The organism is Sinomonas flava (assembly GCF_039531875.1).
GTDB classification, from domain to species: Bacteria; Actinomycetota; Actinomycetes; order Actinomycetales; family Micrococcaceae; genus Sinomonas; species Sinomonas flava.
In genome coordinates this window covers 573,753-589,453 of the sequence record NZ_BAAAQW010000003.1, presented here as the reverse complement: position 1 = coordinate 589,453, position 15,701 = coordinate 573,753, and the positions used below count along the sequence as shown (strand labels likewise).

Sequence of the window (15,701 nt, the reverse complement as noted above, 5' to 3'; positions counted from 1 at the left end):
GGTCGCCACGACGCCGGGCTGAGAGGGCGCAACGCCGACCGCCACACCTGATCCGGGTCATGCCGGCGGAGGGAAGGAACCATGGAGGAAGTCCACGCCGACGTCATCGTCGTGGGTGCAGGCGTCATCGGCCTCGGGATTGCGTGGGAAGCCGCCCGCAGCGGCCGGCGCGTCACCGTCGTCGACCCCGCGCCGGGCAGCGGGGCGAGCTTCGCCGCGGCCGGGATGCTCGCGGCCGTGAGCGAGTACCACTACCAGGAGGAGCAGCTCCTCGAATTCATGGTGCACTCCGCCGTGCTCTGGCCCGCGTTCGCCGCGTCGGCGGGCCCGGGGTGCGGCTACCTCAGCACGCCGACCCTGTGCCTCGCCGGCGATGCCGCCGACCGGCAGGCCTTCGCCGACCTGCGCTCGGTCCAGCAGGCCCATGGCCTCGACGTCCGGCCCCTGACGCTCCGCGAGGCCCGCACGCGCGAGCCGCTGCTTGCCCCTGCGCTCGCCGGCGCGTTCGAGATCGAGGCCGACCACCAGGTCGACCCGCGCCGGCTGGTCGCGGCGCTGCTCGCGCGGCTCGGCGAGGAGTCCGTCGTCAGGGCCCGCGCGGCGCGGCTCGCGTGGGACGGCAGGCGGGTTGCCGGCGTCGTGCTTGAGGACGGCCGGGAGCTGCGCGCAGCCGAGACGGTGGTCGCGAACGGCCTGGGCGCCCGCGACCTGGCCGGGCTTCCCGTGTCCCTGCCGCTACGTCCCGTCTACGGCGACGTGCTGCGCCTGCGGGTGCCGGCGCGCGTGCGGCCGCTCGTCACGGCGACCGTGCGTGGGCTCGTCCGGGGCCGGCCGGTCTACATCGTCCCCCGCGAGGACGGCACGGTGGTGATCGGGGCGACCCAGCGTGAAGACGGCTCCGACGCGGTGTCGGCGGGCGGCGTGTACGAGCTCCTGAGGGACGCCCAGGCCCTCGTCCCGGCCGTCGCCGAGCTCGAGCTCTACGAGACCACCGCCCGGGCACGCCCCGGCACCCCGGACAATGCACCGCTGCTCGGACGCGTCCCTGCCGCCGCAGGAGAGCCGCACGACGGCGCCGGGTGCGTCCCGGGGCTCATCGTCGCCACGGGCTTCTTCCGCCACGGGGTCCTGCTCACACCCGCCGCTGCGAGCGTGTGCCTGGGGCTCCTGGAGGGCGTCGCGGACCCGCGCTGGCAGGGCTTCCGCCCGGACCGATTCACCCGCACGACACGGCCGCTGGCGGAGCGCTCCGCCGCCGCACGCAGCGCGGCCCCTCAAGGAGGCATCCGATGAACATCACGGTCAACGGCGAGCCGCGGGCCCTCCCGCAGCCGGCTACCGTCCGGGCCCTCGTGGCCGAGACGATCGGCCGGGAGATCGGCGACGATGGGCGGCCGGCCGACGGCGGCAGGCTCGGGGTCGCGGTCGCACTCAACTCCGAGGTGGTCCCGCGGGGCCGCTGGGCAGGGACCGTCCTCGAGGCGGGAGACGCCGTCGAACTCGTCACGGCGATGCAGGGAGGCTGACATGACGCAGACAGGAATCAACGCCGCCGCAGGGCAGGTGCTGGGGGACGACCCCTTCGTGGTCGACGGGGTGACGCTGGGTTCGCGGCTCATCATGGGCACGGGCGGGGCGCCGAGCCTCGAAGGGCTCGGCGACGCGCTCGAGGCGTCGGGGACCGAGCTGACAACCGTCGCGATGCGCCGCTACTCGCCCGCGGAGCAGGGCTCCCTGTTCCAGCTCCTGATCGACAGGGGGATCCGCGTCCTCCCGAACACGGCAGGGTGCTTCACTGCGCGCGATGCGGTCCTGACCGCCGAGCTTGCCCGCGAGGCCCTCGAGACCGACTGGGTCAAGCTTGAGGTGATCGCCGACGAGACAACGCTCCTCCCGGACCCGATCGAACTCGCCGACGCGGCCGAGCAGCTGGTCGGGCGGGGCTTCAAGGTCTTCGCCTACACCAACGACGATCCCGTGCTGGCCCGCCGGCTCGAGCAGCTCGGCGCCGTCGCCGTCATGCCCCTCGGTGCGCCGATCGGCACCGGCCTCGGCATCCTGAACCCCCACAACATCGAGCTCATCGTCGCGCGCGCCGAGGTGCCCGTGGTGCTCGACGCCGGGATCGGGACGGCCTCCGACGCGGCGCTGGCGATGGAGCTGGGGTGCGATGCCGTGCTCCTGGCCACCGCGGTCACGAGGGCACAGGATCCGGTGCGCATGGCGCACGCGTTCCGCCACGCCGTCGCCGCCGGACGGCTCGCCGCGGGCGCCGGACGCATTCCGCGGCGCGAGCATGCCCTCGCCTCGAGTCCCATGGAGGGCCGGGCCCAGTTCCTCTGAGCGTCCACTCGAGGGGACGTGTCCGGGGTTCGTCAGACGAGGACTGCCAGAAGGGGGGCCGTCAGACGAGCGCGGTGAATCCGCCCCAGCCCCAGCCCACCGCCTCCGCGCCGGTCCAGCCGCCGGCACCGTCGGAGTAGTAGACGAGGAGGGTCCCGGCGGAGTCGATGGCGTAGAGGTCCGGGGTGCCGTCGCCGTCGAAGTCCCCGCTGCCGCCGATCCTCTGCATGCCGCCCCAGCCGGTGCCGACGATGCTCGAACCGCTCCAGCCGCCCGCGCCGTCGCCGCTGTACAGGCGCAGGTTGCCGGCGCGGTCCCGCGCGATGATGTCGCGGCCCGGCCTGCCGTCGATGTTGCCCGGCGTCGCGAGCGCGTTCAGGGCATCCCATCCCTGGCCGACCTGACGGGATGCCCCCCAACCGCCGCGGCCGTCACCGGGGTACAGGATGAGAGCGCCGCCGGGCTCGCGGGCGAGGATGTCGTTCGCGCCGTCCCCGTCGAAGTCGCCCGGGCCGAGGATGGCGTCGAAGCGGTTCCAGCCCCAGCCGATGGCGCGCGGGCTCCCGAGCCCACCCGAGCCGTTGCCGGGATACAGGTACAGCGTTCCGTCCGCCGTCCGGGCCAGGAGGTCGTTGACGCCGTCGCCGTCGAAGTCGCCGGGCGAGAGGACGACCGACATCCCGTTCCAGCCGGGTCCGACGGTCCGCGGGGCCTCCCAGCCGGAGCTCCGGGGGTACAGGACGAGCGCGCCGTCGGAGGTGCGGGCCATGAGCTCGGCGGTATCCCGGCCGGTGAAGCCGCTGTTCCTGCTCGAGGCCGCGACCGGTTCCGTCGGCTCACTGGTGGCCTCCATGCCCCAGCAGGCTCCGTTGGCGGCCACCGTCAGGGTGAACTGCGCGCCGCGATCGGCCGTGGAGAGCGGGTACTGGGAGACGCCGACGGGGGGATACACCCGGACTCCGTCCCTGTACCATTCGACCCGATAGTCGGGGCCCGCTCCCTGCCCGCAGCCCCGGTAGGATGCAGGGTCAAAGGACGCGGTGAGCACCGACCCCACGGCGGCCTCGCCCTGGAGGACCGGCGGGGCGGGGTCTGTGACAGCGCGGGCGGGTGCGGCGAGCGCGGCGGCGACGGCCATGGCTGCCACGGCGCCAGCAGCGGCTCGTCGGAGGAAGTGTGTGGCCGTTCGCATGGGATCCCCTCAGCTTCTGGAGCGCAAGCCTGTGACCGGTTAGTTGATCCCATTGTCGCACGGTGTCACAGAATCCGTACCGGATGTCGCGGTTTGTTGACTGCCGCTGGCGCTACCCTGTGGTCCATGGGAGAGAATGCGGCGCTCAGCCCGACCCAGATTGAGGCGGAACTGGAACGGCTGCCCGGTTGGCGGCATGTCAGCGGCGCCCTTGCCACGGTGTACCGGCTGCGCGGCCCCGCGGCCGCGCTGAGTTTGATCGCTGCTGTGGGCGAGGTGGCCGAGGAGCTCAACCATCACCCGGACCTCGACTGGCGCTACAACCGGGTCGTCCTGCGCTTCAGCACCCATGAGGCCGGCTCGGCGGTGACCAGCACCGATGTCGAGGCCGCACACCGCTGCATGCTCAGGGCCGCGGCCCTGGACGCCGTGGCGCAGCCCGAGAGGCTGCCGGACGCCTAGGCGCCCGGTGCCCTCGGCGATTCCTGCCCTCGGCGGTTCCGCGGGCAGCGCCCTCAGGCCCGGAAGCTCCGGAGCAGCTGGGTGAGGGCCTCGCTGTCGTGCTTCACCCGGCGCCGGCCCACAAGGGCGGGCACGGCCGCAGCGGCCGCCACCGCAGCCGCCATGGGGAGGACCCAGGGCATCCAAGTGAGGCCGGTCAGATAGCCGGTTCCGGCCCACACGAGGATGATCCAGAGGATGCACGCGGAAGCGACTGCCGACGCGATCGGGAGCATGATCCCGTACGCCGAGTGCCGCTTGTCCACGGCCCACACGACGAGGCCCGCAGCGACCCCCACGATCACGACGATGACGAGGGACCAGACGGTCTCCACCGTGCTGCCTCAGAGTGCGCCGAAGCCCACGCGGCGCTGCTCCTGGGCGCCGAGCTCCACGTAGCCGATGACACCGGCGGGGACGATCACCTGACGGCCCTTCTCGTCCTCAAGGCGGAGCTCCTTGCCGCCTGAGATCGCCTCGGAGACCAGCGCGGCCACCTCGTCCGCGTCCTTGACGGAATCGAGCACGATCTCGCGGCCGATGTTCTGGATACCGATCTTGATTTCCACGCCGTTGACTCCTTGGTTCTGATGACGGTGCAGGCCCTGCACGGGCTCTCTATGTACCTTAGGCCTTTTCGTTCCCGGCGCCGGCCTCTTTCGGGAACCGCGAGATGCCGCGCCATGCCAGGCGGGAGACGAGGTCTGCCGCGACGTCGATGTCGAGGTCGTTGGACTTCTCGAGCCAGTACCGGGCGCTGACCTGCGCCATGCCGGCAAGGGCACGGCCCAGGAGCTGCGCCTCGACGAGCGGGAGCTTCGTGTCCGAGGCGATCACCTGGGCGATGGCCTCGGCGAACCCGCGGTTGAACGTCTCGAGCCGGGCGGCGACCTCGGCATCGTTGACCAGGTCCGACTGGAAGACGAGCCGGTGCGCCTGGTCGTCCGCGGCGATGAAGTCGTAGTAGGCGCGGATGACCGCGTTGACCCGCTCCCGGTTCTCATCGGTGGAGGCCAGCGCGGACCTCATGAGGTCGGTCAGCGACGCGAGGTGGCTGTCCAGGAGCGCGAGGTACAGCTCGCGCTTCGAGGGGAAGTGCTGGTAGAGGACAGGCTTGCTGACCTGGGCTGTCTCGGCGATCTCGTCCATGGCCGCGCCGTGGTATCCGTTGGCGGCGAAGACCTCGAGGGCGGCAGCGAGCAGCTGCGCCCGCCGTTCGTCGCGGGGGAGGCGGGGCGATCGTGCGGTCGCGGCGCGCGGTTCGGTGCTCACTGGTGGTGCCTTCCTGGGGGTTCGGGCGTGTGGAGCATGGCCCAAACGGTAGTCCTACTCTACTCGCGGGGAGGTGCAGGCATGCGCCGTGTCCTGCGGGCAGGCCTTCCGGGACGCGGACCCGGCTGGGGAAGCCCCGCAGCTGGGGCCTAGATTGTCTGTATGGCATCTCAGGAGAACACCACTCTGCCTCCCCTCGTCGACCCGGCGGAGGCGCTCACGCCGGAGGAAGTGCAGCGGTACTCCCGCCACGTGATCATCCCCGAGATCGGCGACGTCGGGCAGCGGCGCCTCAAGAACGCGAAGGTGCTCGTCATCGGTGCCGGAGGGCTCGGGTCGCCGGCCCTGCTCTACCTCGCCGCCGCCGGGGTGGGGACGCTCGGGATCGTCGACGACGACGTGGTGGACCTCACCAACCTGCAGCGGCAGGTGATCCACCGCGTCGCCGATGTGGGAAGGTCCAAGGCCGATTCGGCTCGGGAGAAGATCCTCGAGCTCAACCCCCACGTGAAGGTCCGTCTCCACGAGGTCCACCTCGACTCGTCCAACGCCCTGGAGGTCTTCGCCGGCTACGACCTCATCCTCGACGGCACCGACAACTTCGCGACGCGCTATCTGGTCAACGACGCCGCCGCGATCCTCGGAAAGCCCTACGTCTGGGGCTCCATCTTCCGCTTCGACGGGCAGGTGAGCGTCTTCTGGGCGGAGCACGGTCCCACCTACCGGGACGTGTTCCCGGAGCCGCCCCCGGCAGGCTCGGTGCCGTCCTGCGGCGAGGGCGGCGTGTACGGGATGCTGTGCGCCGCCATCGGCGCCTCGATGGTCACGGAGGCCGTGAAGCTCATCACCGGGGTGGGGAAGACGCTTCTCGGGCGGATCCAGCTCTACGACGCGCTCACGGCGACGTGGCGCGAGATCAAGGTCGCGAAGGACCCGGATGCCGCGCCGATCACCGAGCTGACCGACTACGAGGCCTTCTGCGGCGTGGCCCCTGCGGCGTCCCCGGGCATCGACGAGTCCGTGACCGCCCCGCAGCTGGCCACGATGCTCGCCGCGCGAGGCGCCGGGCTCAAGGACTTCGAGCTCATCGATGTGCGCGAGGCGGGCGAGGCTTCCATCGTGGCGATCCCGGGCGCGCGCCTCATCCCGCAGGGCCGCCTGCTCTCCGGCGAGGCGTGGGATGAACTCCCGCGGGACCGCGAGGTGGTCTTCCACTGCAAGGGCGGGGTGCGCTCCGCCAACGTCCTCGCGGCCGCGCACGCCGCCGGATTCACGAACGTCAAGCACCTCGAAGGCGGCGTGCTCGCCTGGGTCCGGGACGTGGAGCCAAGCAAGCCCGTCTACTGAGCGCGAGGCCGGCCTCCTGAGCACGAGGGCCGCCCCACAACCGCGGGGCGGCCCTAGCGCGCGTCAGGAAGGTGTCAGCCCACGCGGCTGTGGTCCACCGGGCAGTCCGAGGGGTCCGCGGCAGCCGCATCCCGGCCGTCCTGGGAGACCATTCCCGGCAGCGCCACGCTGATTCCGTAAAGGGCCTCCAGGGCGGAGAGGTACTCGTCCTCGCGGCCCTCGGCGGCGAGCTGCCGGGCACGCACGGTGGGCGTGTGGAGGAGCTGCTTGACCATGCGGCGCATCGCGAACTCCACTTCCTCGGAGGCCGCTGTGCAGCCGTGACGCGCGCGGACCTTCTCGATCTCGGCATCGAGGACCGCCATGGTGTGCCGGCGGAGCGCGACGATGGCGGCGTCGGCCTGACGCGCCTGACGCTGGGACTCGAAGTCCTCAGTCGCCGCGGACACGATTGCGCTGGCCTGGGCGAGGGATTCCGACTGCTCCTGCGGAGCCGCAAGGCGGACCGACTCGAGGGTGATGAGCTCGACGCCGTCGAGCGTGCCCACTGCCGGGTCGAAGTCGTGCGTGAGGGCGAGGTCGATGACGATGAGCGGCTGGGGTGACTCCTCGCGGATGGCCGCGAGCTCCACCGCCTCCATCGCGCTGTCCGATCCGCTGCAGCCGATCAGGACGTCTGCCTCGGCGATCGCGCCGGGCAGCTGCTCGGCGGTCAGCGCGGCGGCGCCCCGGGCGGCCGCGAACTCCTCGGCGCGGCCGGACGAGGAGTAGACAGCCACATCCGCGCACCCGCGCTCGCGCAGGAGTGCCATCGTGGCGCCCGCGTACGCCCCTGTGCCGAAGAGGACGGCCTTCTTGGAGGTCCAGGCGGGGTCGACGGCGACGTCCTCGGCAAGGTCCAGGGCCACCGAGACGATCGAGAGGCCCCGGCTTCCCAGCGCCGTCTGGGCGCCGACATCCTTCGCGGTCTTCGACGCAGTCTGGAACAGCCTGACGAGGGAGGGGCTCGCCGTCCCGGTCTGCTGGGCGGAGATCAGGGCCCGGCGCACTTGGCCGGCGATCTCCCGCTCGCCCACGACGGCGGAGTCGAGCCCGGAGCTCACGGCGAACAGGTGGCGCGTGACGTCGCGTCCGTGGTTGAGGCTGAAGGAGGCGGACACCCGGTCCTCGGGGAGGCCGCTGCGCGCGCTGATCTCGGCGACGAGAGCCGACCGGGCGGCGTCGACATCCGCGGGGGTGGGCGCCTCGGCGTAGATCTCGTAGCGGTTGCAGGTCGCCAGCACCACCGCGCCGCTGAGGGCGCCGGACTGGGTGGCGGCCGAGGCCACGGCGGAAGCGCCGTTGCTCAGTTGGGCAACGGTTTCAAGGTCTGTATCGGCGTGAGTCGCCACCAAGGAGAAAACAACCACAGCCCTCCCATCATAGCTTTTCGCTCGCATGTAGAAAGTGAGGCGTAGGGCACAATGTCCGTGACAGCCTGTCGCCATCGGCCCCCGGGCCCTCTGAGAGAATCGCGGGTATGAATCTCAGCGCAGACCACCCCCTCAAGGACGGGCGGACGGCTCAGTCGCCCCTCATCACTGCATACCGCGGGGGCCGCCCGAGCCGGAAGCCCGTGTGGTTCATGCGCCAGGCAGGGCGATCGCTCCCCGAGTACCGCAAGGCCCGCGAGGGCGTGGGCATGCTCGACTCCTGCCTGCGCCCCGAGCTGGCCTCGGAGATCACCCTCCAGCCGGTGCGCCGCCACGACGTCGACGCAGGCATCTTCTTCTCGGACATCGTCATCCCGCTCAAGCTCGCCGGAGTCGGCGTGGACATCGTCCCCGGCGTGGGGCCTGTCCTCGACACGCCGGTCCGCTCCGAAGCTGACGTCGCAGCGCTGCCGCGGCTGCAGGAGGCGGCGCTCGAGCCCATCCGCGAGGCCGTCCGCATGACGGTCGCCGAGCTCGGCAACACTCCTCTCATCGGGTTCGCAGGAGCACCCTTCACAGTCGCCGCCTACATGGTGGAGGGCAAGCCGTCCCGCGACCACCTCGGGCCCCGCACGATGATGCACGGCGACCCGGGTACGTGGGCCGCGCTCATGGAGTGGGCTGCGGATGCCTCGGGCCGCTTCCTGCGTGCCCAGATCGAGGCCGGAGCCTCGGCGGGCCAGCTGTTCGACTCGTGGGCGGGCTCGCTCGGCCTGGAGGACTACCGCCGCAGCGTTGCGCCGTACTCGTCCCGGACGCTCGACCACGTGCGCGATCTGGGCGCCCCGCTCGTGCACTTCGGCACCGGTACCTCGGAACTGCTCGGGGCCATGTACGAGGTCGGGGTCGACGTCGTCGGCGTCGACTACCGCCTGCCGCTGCACGAGGCCAACCGCCGGCTCGGGGGCCGGGTGGTGCTGCAGGGCAACATCGACCCCGCACTGCTCGCCGCGCCCTGGAACGTGCTCGAGGCGCACGTCCGCGAGGTGGTGCGCGCCGGAGCGTCCGCCCCCGGCCACGTGGTCAACCTCGGCCACGGCGTCCCGCCGGAGACCGACCCCGACGTGCTGACCCGGGTGGTCGAGCTCGTCCACTCGATCACCTACTGATGCCCGGACGCGAGCCGGCGCGCGCCGTCGTGGTCGGCGGGGGGATCTCGGGCCTCGTCGCGGCGCTCGAGCTCCGGCGCGCGGGCCTCGAGGTGACGGTCCTGGAGGCGACTGACCGCTGGGGCGGCTGCATCGGCGAGCACGAGGTCGCCGGCCTCACGCTCGACTCCGGGGCCGAGTCGTTCGCGACCCGCACCGACGCGGTGCGGACCCTCGTAGACGCGATCGGGCTCTCCCGCGACATCATCCCTCCGCATCCCTCGGGTGCGTGGGTGCTCCTCCCCGACGGGGCCGAGGAGCTGCCCAAGACCGGCGTGCTCGGCATTCCGGCCAATCCCTGGGACCGGGAAGTCCGCTCCGCCTTGGGTCTGTGGGGATCGCTGCGGGCGTCCCTCGACCGCTGGCTTCCCGTGCGGACCCACAGGGCGCACCAGAGCGTGGCCCAGTTCGTCCGCGCCCGCATGGGGCGCCGGGTCCTCGACAGGCTCGTCGCGCCCGTCGTCGGCGGAGTGCACTCGGCCGACCCCGCGCTCCTGGACGTCGACATGGTGGCGCCGGGCCTGAGGCAGCTCATGGGGGAGAAGGGCTCGCTTGCCGCCGCCGTCGCCGCCCAGCGGGGTGCCTCCCGTGGGACCAAGGCCGGCTCCGCGGTCGCCGGAATCCGCGGCGGGCTGCACCGGATCATCGGAGCGCTCGTGGATCGGCTGCAGCGCGAGGGGGTGCGGCTTCGGCTCGGTGAGCGCGTCGAGCGTCTCGAGCGGACCACGGACGACGCCGGCAGGAGCCTCTGGCGCGTCGGTTCGACACCCGGGACGGCCGGCGGGTCCGGTGGCGCCTACGACGCCGAGGTGGTCGTCGTCGCGCTCGGGGGGCCCGCCGCCGTCGAGCTCCTGTCCGACGCCGTGCCCGAGCTCGCAGGCCACGAGCCGATCCCCGGCCCGGAGGTCAAGCTCGTGACCCTCGTCATCGACTGCCCGGCTCTGGATGCACGCCCGCGCGGCACGGGAATCCTCGTCGCCCCCCAGGTCCCCGGCGTGGCCGCGAAGGCCCTCACGCATGCGAGCGCGAAGTGGGAGTGGGTCCAGGCCGCGGCGGGACCGGGCATCCACGTTGTGCGCCTCTCCTACGGCCGCGCGGGCGAGCCGGACGGCGGCGAGAACCCGGAGCGCTGGGAGCCGGAGTCGGACGACGAGCTGTTCGAGGCCGCGCTCGGGGACGCGTCGACGCTCCTCGGCGTCGTGCTGACCCCGCAGGACGTTCTGGGGTGGGACGTGGTCCGCTGGGAAGGGTCGTTGCCGTTCGCCGCCGTCGGACACCGCGACCGGGTGAGCGCGATCAGAAGCCTCGTCGCCGCGCGGCCGGGGCTCGCCGTCGTGGGTGGATGGGCCGCGGGGAACGGCCTCGCGGCCGTCATCCCCGATGCCCGGGCACAGGCGATCGCCCTCGCTGCCTCCCTCGGCCGCGAGGCGAACGGGTGATATTCAGCACTTCTACACTCTGTAGAAGAATCTGATTTCGATTTCCCGATGCGTTAGGAGCACACTGGAGACCATGAGCCACACTTCCGCCGAATCTGTCACCAAAAGCCCGACGGGCGAGGAGGCAGCCGAGACGCTGTACTTCACGCTCTGGACGGTGTTCCGCCGCGTCCCCGGGGCCGGAACCCCGAGCGAGGACGCCGTGACCGACTTCGAGGCCTTCGTGGCCGGCCTCGGCGACTCGGGCGTGACCCTGCGAGGCGCCTACGACGTCTCGGCTATGCGGGCTGACGCCGACGTCATGGTCTGGTTCCACGGCGCGGCGCCCGAGGCCCTGCAGCAGGCCGTCCGCGATCTGCGCCGCACCGCGCTCTTCTCGGGCACCGAGCTCGCCTGGTCCGCGATGGGCGTGCACCGCGAGGCCGAGTTCGCCAAGAACCACACGCCCGCGTTCTCCCGCGGCGTCGAGCCGAGCACGTGGCTCACTGTCTACCCGTTCGTCCGCTCCTACGAGTGGTACCTCCTGCCGGCGGAGGAGCGCGGGCGGATGCTCCGCGACCACGGCATCCTCGGCCGCGACTTCCCGCAGGTCCTCTCCAACACCGTCTCCGCGTTCGCGCTCGGCGACTGGGAGTGGATCCTCGCGCTCGAGGCTCCCGAGCTCGTGGACCTCGTCGACATGATGCGCCACCTGCGCTACACCGACGCCCGCAACCATGTCCGCGAGGAAGTGCCCTTCTACACCGGGCGCCGGATCACCGCCTCTGAGATCGCCGAGGTGCTCGCGTGAGTGCCGGCAGCCCGCAGACCGCGGTCGACGGCGCCGTCGCGCCGCTCGCGGTCAGCACGGCGCCCAACCCCGTCACTTCCGCCGGCCGCTTGGCGCCGACCGAGTACGACGCGATCCTCCTCGCGTCCTTCGGCGGCCCGGAGGGGCAGGACGACGTCATCCCGTTCCTGCGCAACGTCACGCGCGGACGCGGCATCCCCGACGAGCGGCTCGAAGAGGTCAGCCACCACTACCGCGCCTTCGGCGGCGTGAGCCCCATCAACGGGCAGAACCGCCAGCTCAAGGCCGCCCTCGAAGCCGAGCTCGCAGCCGCGGGCATCGACCTCCCCGTCTACTGGGGCAACCGCAACTGGGAGCCCTACATCCCCGCGACGCTGCAGGAGATCTACGACGCCGGGCACCGCACGGTCCTCATGCTGACCACGAGCGTGTACTCGTGCTACTCGAGCTGCCGCCAGTACCGCGAGGACATCGGCGTCGCGCTGACGGAGACCGGACTCGCAGAGCGGCTGCGGGTCGACAAGATCCGCCAGTACTTCGACCACCCCGGCTTCGTCGCCCCGTTCGTCGAGGGCACCGCCGCCGGCCTGGCGACCGTGCGCGAGGCGCTCGGCGCCGCCGACGGCTCCCGGGACGCGGAGATACGTGTCCTCTTCTCGACCCACTCGATCCCGATGCGGGACGCGGAGGCGGCCGGTCGCTCCGAGGGCGAGCCGCGCTCCTTCGAGGGCGGCTCAGCCTACGTGGCACAGCACCTCGCGAATGCCCGCGCCATCATGGCGGCGGTGGCACCCGGTGTGAAGTGGGACCTCGTGTACCAGTCCCGCTCCGGCGCCCCGCACATCCCGTGGCTCGAGCCGGACATCAACGACCATCTCCACGCCATCGCCGGAGCCGATGGAGAAGGCGTGAAGGGCGCGGTCATCGTCCCGCTCGGCTTCGTGAGCGACCACATGGAGGTCGCCTGGGACCTCGACACCGAGGCCCTCGAGACCTGCAAGGAGCTCGGCGTCGAGGCCGTGCGGGTCCCGACCCCCGGGGTCCATCGTGACTTCGTTGCGGGCCTCGTGGAGCTCATCCGCGAGCGGACTGCGCAGGGCACGGTGACGGACCGTCCGCACGTGACCGAGCTCGGCCCGTGGTACGACGTGTGCCGTCCCGGCTGCTGCGAGAACTTCCGCGGCGCGAAGCCCGTGATCGCTGAGGAGGGCGTCGAGCTGGGGACCGCCCACGACGGCCGCTCTCCGGCTGCGGGGAAGGGCGCTGAGGCCTAGCATGTCTGTGCGCATCGGCACGCGCGGCAGCGCGCTCGCACTGACCCAGTCCCAGCAGACCGCAGACCGTCTGGCCGCCGTGGGAGGCTTCGCCACAGAGCTCGTCCGTATCAAGACCGAGGGCGACGTCAAGACCGGCTCGCTCGCCTCGCTCGGGGGGACCGGCGTCTTCGTCGTCGCCCTCCGCGAGGCGCTCCTGGCCGACCGCTGCGATGTGGCCATCCACTCGCTCAAGGACCTCCCGACCTCTGGTGAGCCGGGACTTTCCATCGCGGCCATCCCGGTCCGGGCCGACGCGCGCGACGTCCTGTGCGCCCGCGACGGGCTGACCCTTGCCGAGCTTCCAGCAGGCTCGAAGGTCGGCACCGGCTCGCCGCGCCGAGCGGCCCAGCTGCGCGCCCTGCGCCCTGACCTCGAGGTCCTGGACATCCGCGGCAACGTGGACACGCGGCTCGGCCGCGTTCCCGGCCTCCCCGGGAACGCGCCTGACGCGCCCGGTGACCTCGACGCCGTCGTCCTCGCGGCCGCCGGGCTGGCCAGGCTCGGCCGGACCGAGGTCGTGACCGAGTACTTCGAGCCCGAGGTCATGCTGCCCGCCCCGGGGCAGGGCGCGCTCGCGGTCGAGTGCCGCCTCGAGGATGCGCCCGAGCGCCCCGCCGGGGGAGCGGCCGCCAGCGCGGAGGGCGTGCTCGCCCAAGCGCTCGCGGCGATCGACGACGCCGACACCCGCCTTGCCGTGACCGCCGAGCGCGCCCTCCTGGCCCGGCTCGAGGCAGGCTGCGCTGCGCCGGTCGGCGCCCTCGCACGGCGCAAGGGCAGCATGCTGAGGCTCGAGGCCGTGGTGTGCGCGGTGGACGGGACCAAGTCCGTCCGGCTCGCGAAGGCCACGGACGGGCTCACCGAGGTCGGCGCGACGCTGCTGGGCATCGAGCTCGCGGAGGAACTCCTCGCCCAGGGCGTGGCCGATTTCGCGGACCTCGGCGCCTGATGGCCTCCGGTGCCGACGGGGTGCATCCCGGCGTCGAGGTCGCGCCTCTGCGCGGCCGCCGGGTGCTCCTCACCCGGAGCCCCGACCGCGCGGGCGCCATGGCGCGGGCCCTCGCCCACGCGGGAGCCGAACCGCTGCTCTTGCCCGTGATCGACTTCGAACGCGCCCCCGACCAGGCCGCGCTGTCCGCGGCACTGGACCGGCTCGCCGCGGGAGAGTACGGGTGGCTCGTCATCTCGAGCATCACCACGGTCCGCGCGCTCAAGGAGGTCGCGGCCGCCCAGGGCCGCGAGCTCGCGGCCATCGTCCCGCCCGGGGTGCACGTCGCGACCATCGGGCCCAGCTCGCGCCGCATCCTCGAGGCCGAAGGGCTCCGCGTGGACCTCGCACCCGAGGGCAAGCAGTCCGCCGAAGGACTCGTCGAGCTGTGGGCCTACGCCGACGATTCCGGTGCCTCCGGCGCCGACGGCGCGGGGACGGTCCGCGTGCTGGTCCCCCAGAGCGACATTGCCGCCCCCACGCTCGCCGAGGGCCTCGACGCGCGCGGCTGGGACGTGGAGACCGTCACGGCCTACCGCACGGTGGACTACCCCGCAGACCCTGAACTCCGTCTTGTCGCAAGCCTCGCGGCCGGTGAGCCAGAGGGGGAGGAGGCACCCGCCGTCGTGCTCGCCCCGGGCGAGGCGAACGCGGAGCTTCAGGCGGGCCGGCTCGATGCCGTCGTCGCCGCGTCCCCGAGCGCTGCTCGGCGCATCCACGCCGTGCTGAGTCCCCTCGACGCGGCCGCCCTCATCGCGATCGGCGAGCCGACCGCCGGGGAGCTGAACCGCCTGGGCCTCGCCGTCGGCGCCACGGCCGCGACCCCGACTCCCGAGGGCATCGTGGACGCCGTGGCCCGCGCACTGGCCTCCCGCCCATCCGTTTCGAAGGAGACACCGTGAGCTTCCCCCAGCACCGGCCCCGCCGGCTCCGCCAGAACCCGGCCCTGCGCCGGCTCGTCGCCGAGACGCGCCTACACCCGGCCGAGCTCATCCTGCCCGCGTTCGTCCGTGAGGGCCTCACGGAGCCACAGCCGATCCAGGCGATGCCCGGTGTCGTGCAGCACACCACCGACACGCTGCGCCGCGCCGCCGCCGAGGCGGCCGAGCTGGGCCTCGGCGGCATCATGCTCTTCGGCGTCCCCGAGGAGCGCGACGCCGAGGGGTCGGCGGGCCTCGACCCGGACGGCGTGCTCAACGCCGGCATCCGGGCCGTGCGCGAGGAGGTCGGCGACTCCCTCGTGGTCATGAGCGACGTATGCCTGGACGAGTTCACCGACCACGGCCACTGCGGCGTCCTCGACGCCCAGGGCCGCGTCGACAACGACGCGACGCTCGAGGTCTACGGCCGGATGGCGGTGGCGCAGGCCGAGGCGGGCGCGCACGTGCTGGGGCCCTCCGGCATGATGGACGGCCAGGTTGCCGTGATCCGGCAGGCGCTCGACGCCGCCGGGCATCAGGATGTCTCGATCCTCGCCTACGCCGCGAAGTATGCCTCCGCGTTCTACGGGCCGTTCCGCGAGGCGGTGGACTCGCAGCTCCAGGGCGATCGCCGCACCTACCAGATGGACGCGGCGAACCGCCGCGAGGCGCTGCTCGAGGTCGAACTCGACCTCGAGGAGGGCGCGGACATGGTCATGGTCAAGCCGGCGATGAGCTATCTGGACATCCTCGCCGACGTCGCCGCGATGAGCCCCGTGCCCGTGGCCGCATACCAGATCTCGGGCGAGTACTCGATGATCGAGGCTGCAGCCGCCAACGGCTGGATCGACCGGAAGGCGTCCATCCTCGAGTCCGTCCTCGGCATCCGCCGGGCCGGGGCCAACATGGTCCTGACGTACTGGGCTCCCGAGATCGCGCGCTGGCTCGCGGAGGACTGACCGCTCCGGCGTAGAGG

At 72.4% G+C, this 15,701-nt stretch carries 17 protein-coding genes; 12 read left to right on the top strand and 5 right to left on the bottom strand.

Annotation, left to right across the window (positions count from 1 at the left end; all coding sequences use genetic code 11):
- Positions 1 to 81: 81 nt before the first annotated feature.
- The 3 genes from thiO to ABD298_RS05370 are packed head-to-tail and all read left to right on the top strand — an operon-like array spanning position 82 to position 2,343.
- A complete protein-coding gene (gene thiO / locus ABD298_RS05380; protein WP_344298622.1) occupies positions 82 to 1,293 on the top strand; it encodes a glycine oxidase ThiO in 1,212 nt (403 codons plus the stop codon).
- Complete coding sequence (gene thiS / locus ABD298_RS05375; protein WP_208709486.1) at positions 1,290 to 1,526, top strand: sulfur carrier protein ThiS; 237 nt, start codon at positions 1,290 to 1,292, stop codon at positions 1,524 to 1,526. The genes thiO and thiS overlap by 4 nt, the downstream gene beginning before the upstream one ends.
- 1 nt (position 1,527) lies before the next feature.
- Positions 1,528 to 2,343 carry a thiazole synthase gene (locus ABD298_RS05370; protein ID WP_344298621.1) on the top strand — a complete coding sequence of 272 codons (816 nt, stop codon included), beginning with the start codon at positions 1,528 to 1,530 and terminating at the stop codon, positions 2,341 to 2,343.
- 61 nt (positions 2,344 to 2,404) lie between these two features.
- Here the strand turns inward: ABD298_RS05370 and ABD298_RS05365 are convergent, their stop codons facing one another.
- Entirely contained in the window at positions 2,405 to 3,535 is a 1,131-nt protein-coding gene (locus tag ABD298_RS05365) for an FG-GAP repeat domain-containing protein (protein WP_344298620.1), read from the bottom strand.
- Between the two features lie 126 nt (positions 3,536 to 3,661).
- Between ABD298_RS05365 and ABD298_RS05360 the strand changes: the two genes are divergently transcribed.
- A complete protein-coding gene (locus ABD298_RS05360; protein ID WP_344298619.1) occupies positions 3,662 to 3,997 on the top strand; it encodes a 4a-hydroxytetrahydrobiopterin dehydratase in 336 nt (111 codons plus the stop codon).
- A 53-nt stretch (positions 3,998 to 4,050) separates the two neighbouring features.
- Here the strand turns inward: ABD298_RS05360 and ABD298_RS05355 are convergent, their stop codons facing one another.
- The 3 genes from ABD298_RS05355 to ABD298_RS05345 are packed head-to-tail and all read right to left on the bottom strand — an operon-like array spanning position 4,051 to position 5,308.
- Positions 4,051 to 4,371 (bottom strand): hypothetical protein, encoded by a 321-nt coding sequence (locus ABD298_RS05355; protein ID WP_344298618.1) that lies wholly within the window; start codon positions 4,369 to 4,371, stop codon positions 4,051 to 4,053.
- Between the two features lie 9 nt (positions 4,372 to 4,380).
- Entirely contained in the window at positions 4,381 to 4,605 is a 225-nt protein-coding gene (locus tag ABD298_RS05350) for a DUF3107 domain-containing protein (protein ID WP_344298617.1), read from the bottom strand.
- Between the two features lie 58 nt (positions 4,606 to 4,663).
- The gene (locus ABD298_RS05345; RefSeq protein ID WP_344298616.1) at positions 4,664 to 5,308 is read right to left on the bottom strand and encodes a TetR/AcrR family transcriptional regulator; all 645 of its coding nucleotides are present in this window, start codon (positions 5,306 to 5,308) and stop codon (positions 4,664 to 4,666) included.
- A 162-nt stretch (positions 5,309 to 5,470) separates the two neighbouring features.
- Here ABD298_RS05345 and moeB point away from each other — a divergent pair, with 162 nt between their 5' ends.
- A complete protein-coding gene (gene moeB / locus ABD298_RS05340) occupies positions 5,471 to 6,655 on the top strand; it encodes a molybdopterin-synthase adenylyltransferase MoeB (RefSeq protein WP_344298615.1) in 1,185 nt (394 codons plus the stop codon).
- Between the two features lie 74 nt (positions 6,656 to 6,729).
- On the opposite strand, the gene ABD298_RS05335 is transcribed toward moeB, so the two are convergent.
- On the bottom strand, positions 6,730 to 8,064 hold the full coding sequence (locus ABD298_RS05335; RefSeq protein WP_344298614.1) for a glutamyl-tRNA reductase: 1,335 nt from the start codon (positions 8,062 to 8,064) through the stop codon (positions 6,730 to 6,732).
- Between the two features lie 110 nt (positions 8,065 to 8,174).
- On the opposite strand from ABD298_RS05335, the gene hemE reads away from it, so the two are divergent.
- From hemE to hemB, 7 genes are all read left to right on the top strand, one after another.
- Positions 8,175 to 9,236: a uroporphyrinogen decarboxylase gene (gene hemE, locus ABD298_RS05330; RefSeq protein ID WP_344298613.1), complete on the top strand. Its 1,062-nt coding sequence runs from the start codon at positions 8,175 to 8,177 to the stop codon at positions 9,234 to 9,236.
- Entirely contained in the window at positions 9,236 to 10,714 is a 1,479-nt protein-coding gene (hemG, locus tag ABD298_RS05325; protein WP_344298612.1) for a protoporphyrinogen oxidase, read from the top strand. The genes hemE and hemG overlap by 1 nt, the downstream gene beginning before the upstream one ends.
- 73 nt (positions 10,715 to 10,787) lie before the next feature.
- A complete protein-coding gene (gene hemQ / locus ABD298_RS05320; protein ID WP_344298610.1) occupies positions 10,788 to 11,504 on the top strand; it encodes a hydrogen peroxide-dependent heme synthase in 717 nt (238 codons plus the stop codon).
- Positions 11,501 to 12,778, top strand: coding sequence for a ferrochelatase (locus ABD298_RS05315; protein ID WP_344298609.1), 1,278 nt, complete (start codon positions 11,501 to 11,503; stop codon positions 12,776 to 12,778). The genes hemQ and ABD298_RS05315 overlap by 4 nt, the downstream gene beginning before the upstream one ends.
- 1 nt (position 12,779) lies before the next feature.
- Positions 12,780 to 13,766, top strand: a complete 987-nt coding sequence (gene hemC, locus ABD298_RS05310; protein ID WP_344298608.1) for a hydroxymethylbilane synthase — start codon at positions 12,780 to 12,782, stop codon at positions 13,764 to 13,766.
- A complete protein-coding gene (locus ABD298_RS05305; protein WP_344298607.1) occupies positions 13,766 to 14,707 on the top strand; it encodes a uroporphyrinogen-III synthase in 942 nt (313 codons plus the stop codon). Before hemC ends, ABD298_RS05305 begins: the two co-directional genes overlap by 1 nt.
- On the top strand, positions 14,704 to 15,684 hold the full coding sequence (gene hemB / locus ABD298_RS05300; RefSeq protein WP_344298606.1) for a porphobilinogen synthase: 981 nt from the start codon (positions 14,704 to 14,706) through the stop codon (positions 15,682 to 15,684). The genes ABD298_RS05305 and hemB overlap by 4 nt, the downstream gene beginning before the upstream one ends.
- Positions 15,685 to 15,701: the final 17 nt, after the last annotated feature.

Bases quoted from the DNA above. Each gene is read 5' to 3' on its own strand.
- moeB (WP_344298615.1), top strand. From the start codon at position 5,471: ATGGCATCTCAGGAGAACACCACTCTGCCTCCCCTCGTCGACCCGGCG.
- hemQ (WP_344298610.1), top strand. From the start codon at position 10,788: ATGAGCCACACTTCCGCCGAATCTGTCACCAAAAGCCCGACGGGCGAG.
- thiS (WP_208709486.1), top strand. From the start codon at position 1,290: ATGAACATCACGGTCAACGGCGAGCCGCGGGCCCTCCCGCAGCCGGCT.
- ABD298_RS05360 (WP_344298619.1), top strand. From the start codon at position 3,662: ATGGGAGAGAATGCGGCGCTCAGCCCGACCCAGATTGAGGCGGAACTG.
- thiO (WP_344298622.1), top strand. From the start codon at position 82: ATGGAGGAAGTCCACGCCGACGTCATCGTCGTGGGTGCAGGCGTCATC.
- hemE (WP_344298613.1), top strand. From the start codon at position 8,175: ATGAATCTCAGCGCAGACCACCCCCTCAAGGACGGGCGGACGGCTCAG.
- hemG (WP_344298612.1), top strand. From the start codon at position 9,236: ATGCCCGGACGCGAGCCGGCGCGCGCCGTCGTGGTCGGCGGGGGGATC.
- ABD298_RS05365 (WP_344298620.1), bottom strand. From the start codon at position 3,535: ATGCGAACGGCCACACACTTCCTCCGACGAGCCGCTGCTGGCGCCGTG.
- ABD298_RS05305 (WP_344298607.1), top strand. From the start codon at position 13,766: ATGGCCTCCGGTGCCGACGGGGTGCATCCCGGCGTCGAGGTCGCGCCT.
- ABD298_RS05370 (WP_344298621.1), top strand. From the start codon at position 1,528: ATGACGCAGACAGGAATCAACGCCGCCGCAGGGCAGGTGCTGGGGGAC.
- hemC (WP_344298608.1), top strand. From the start codon at position 12,780: ATGTCTGTGCGCATCGGCACGCGCGGCAGCGCGCTCGCACTGACCCAG.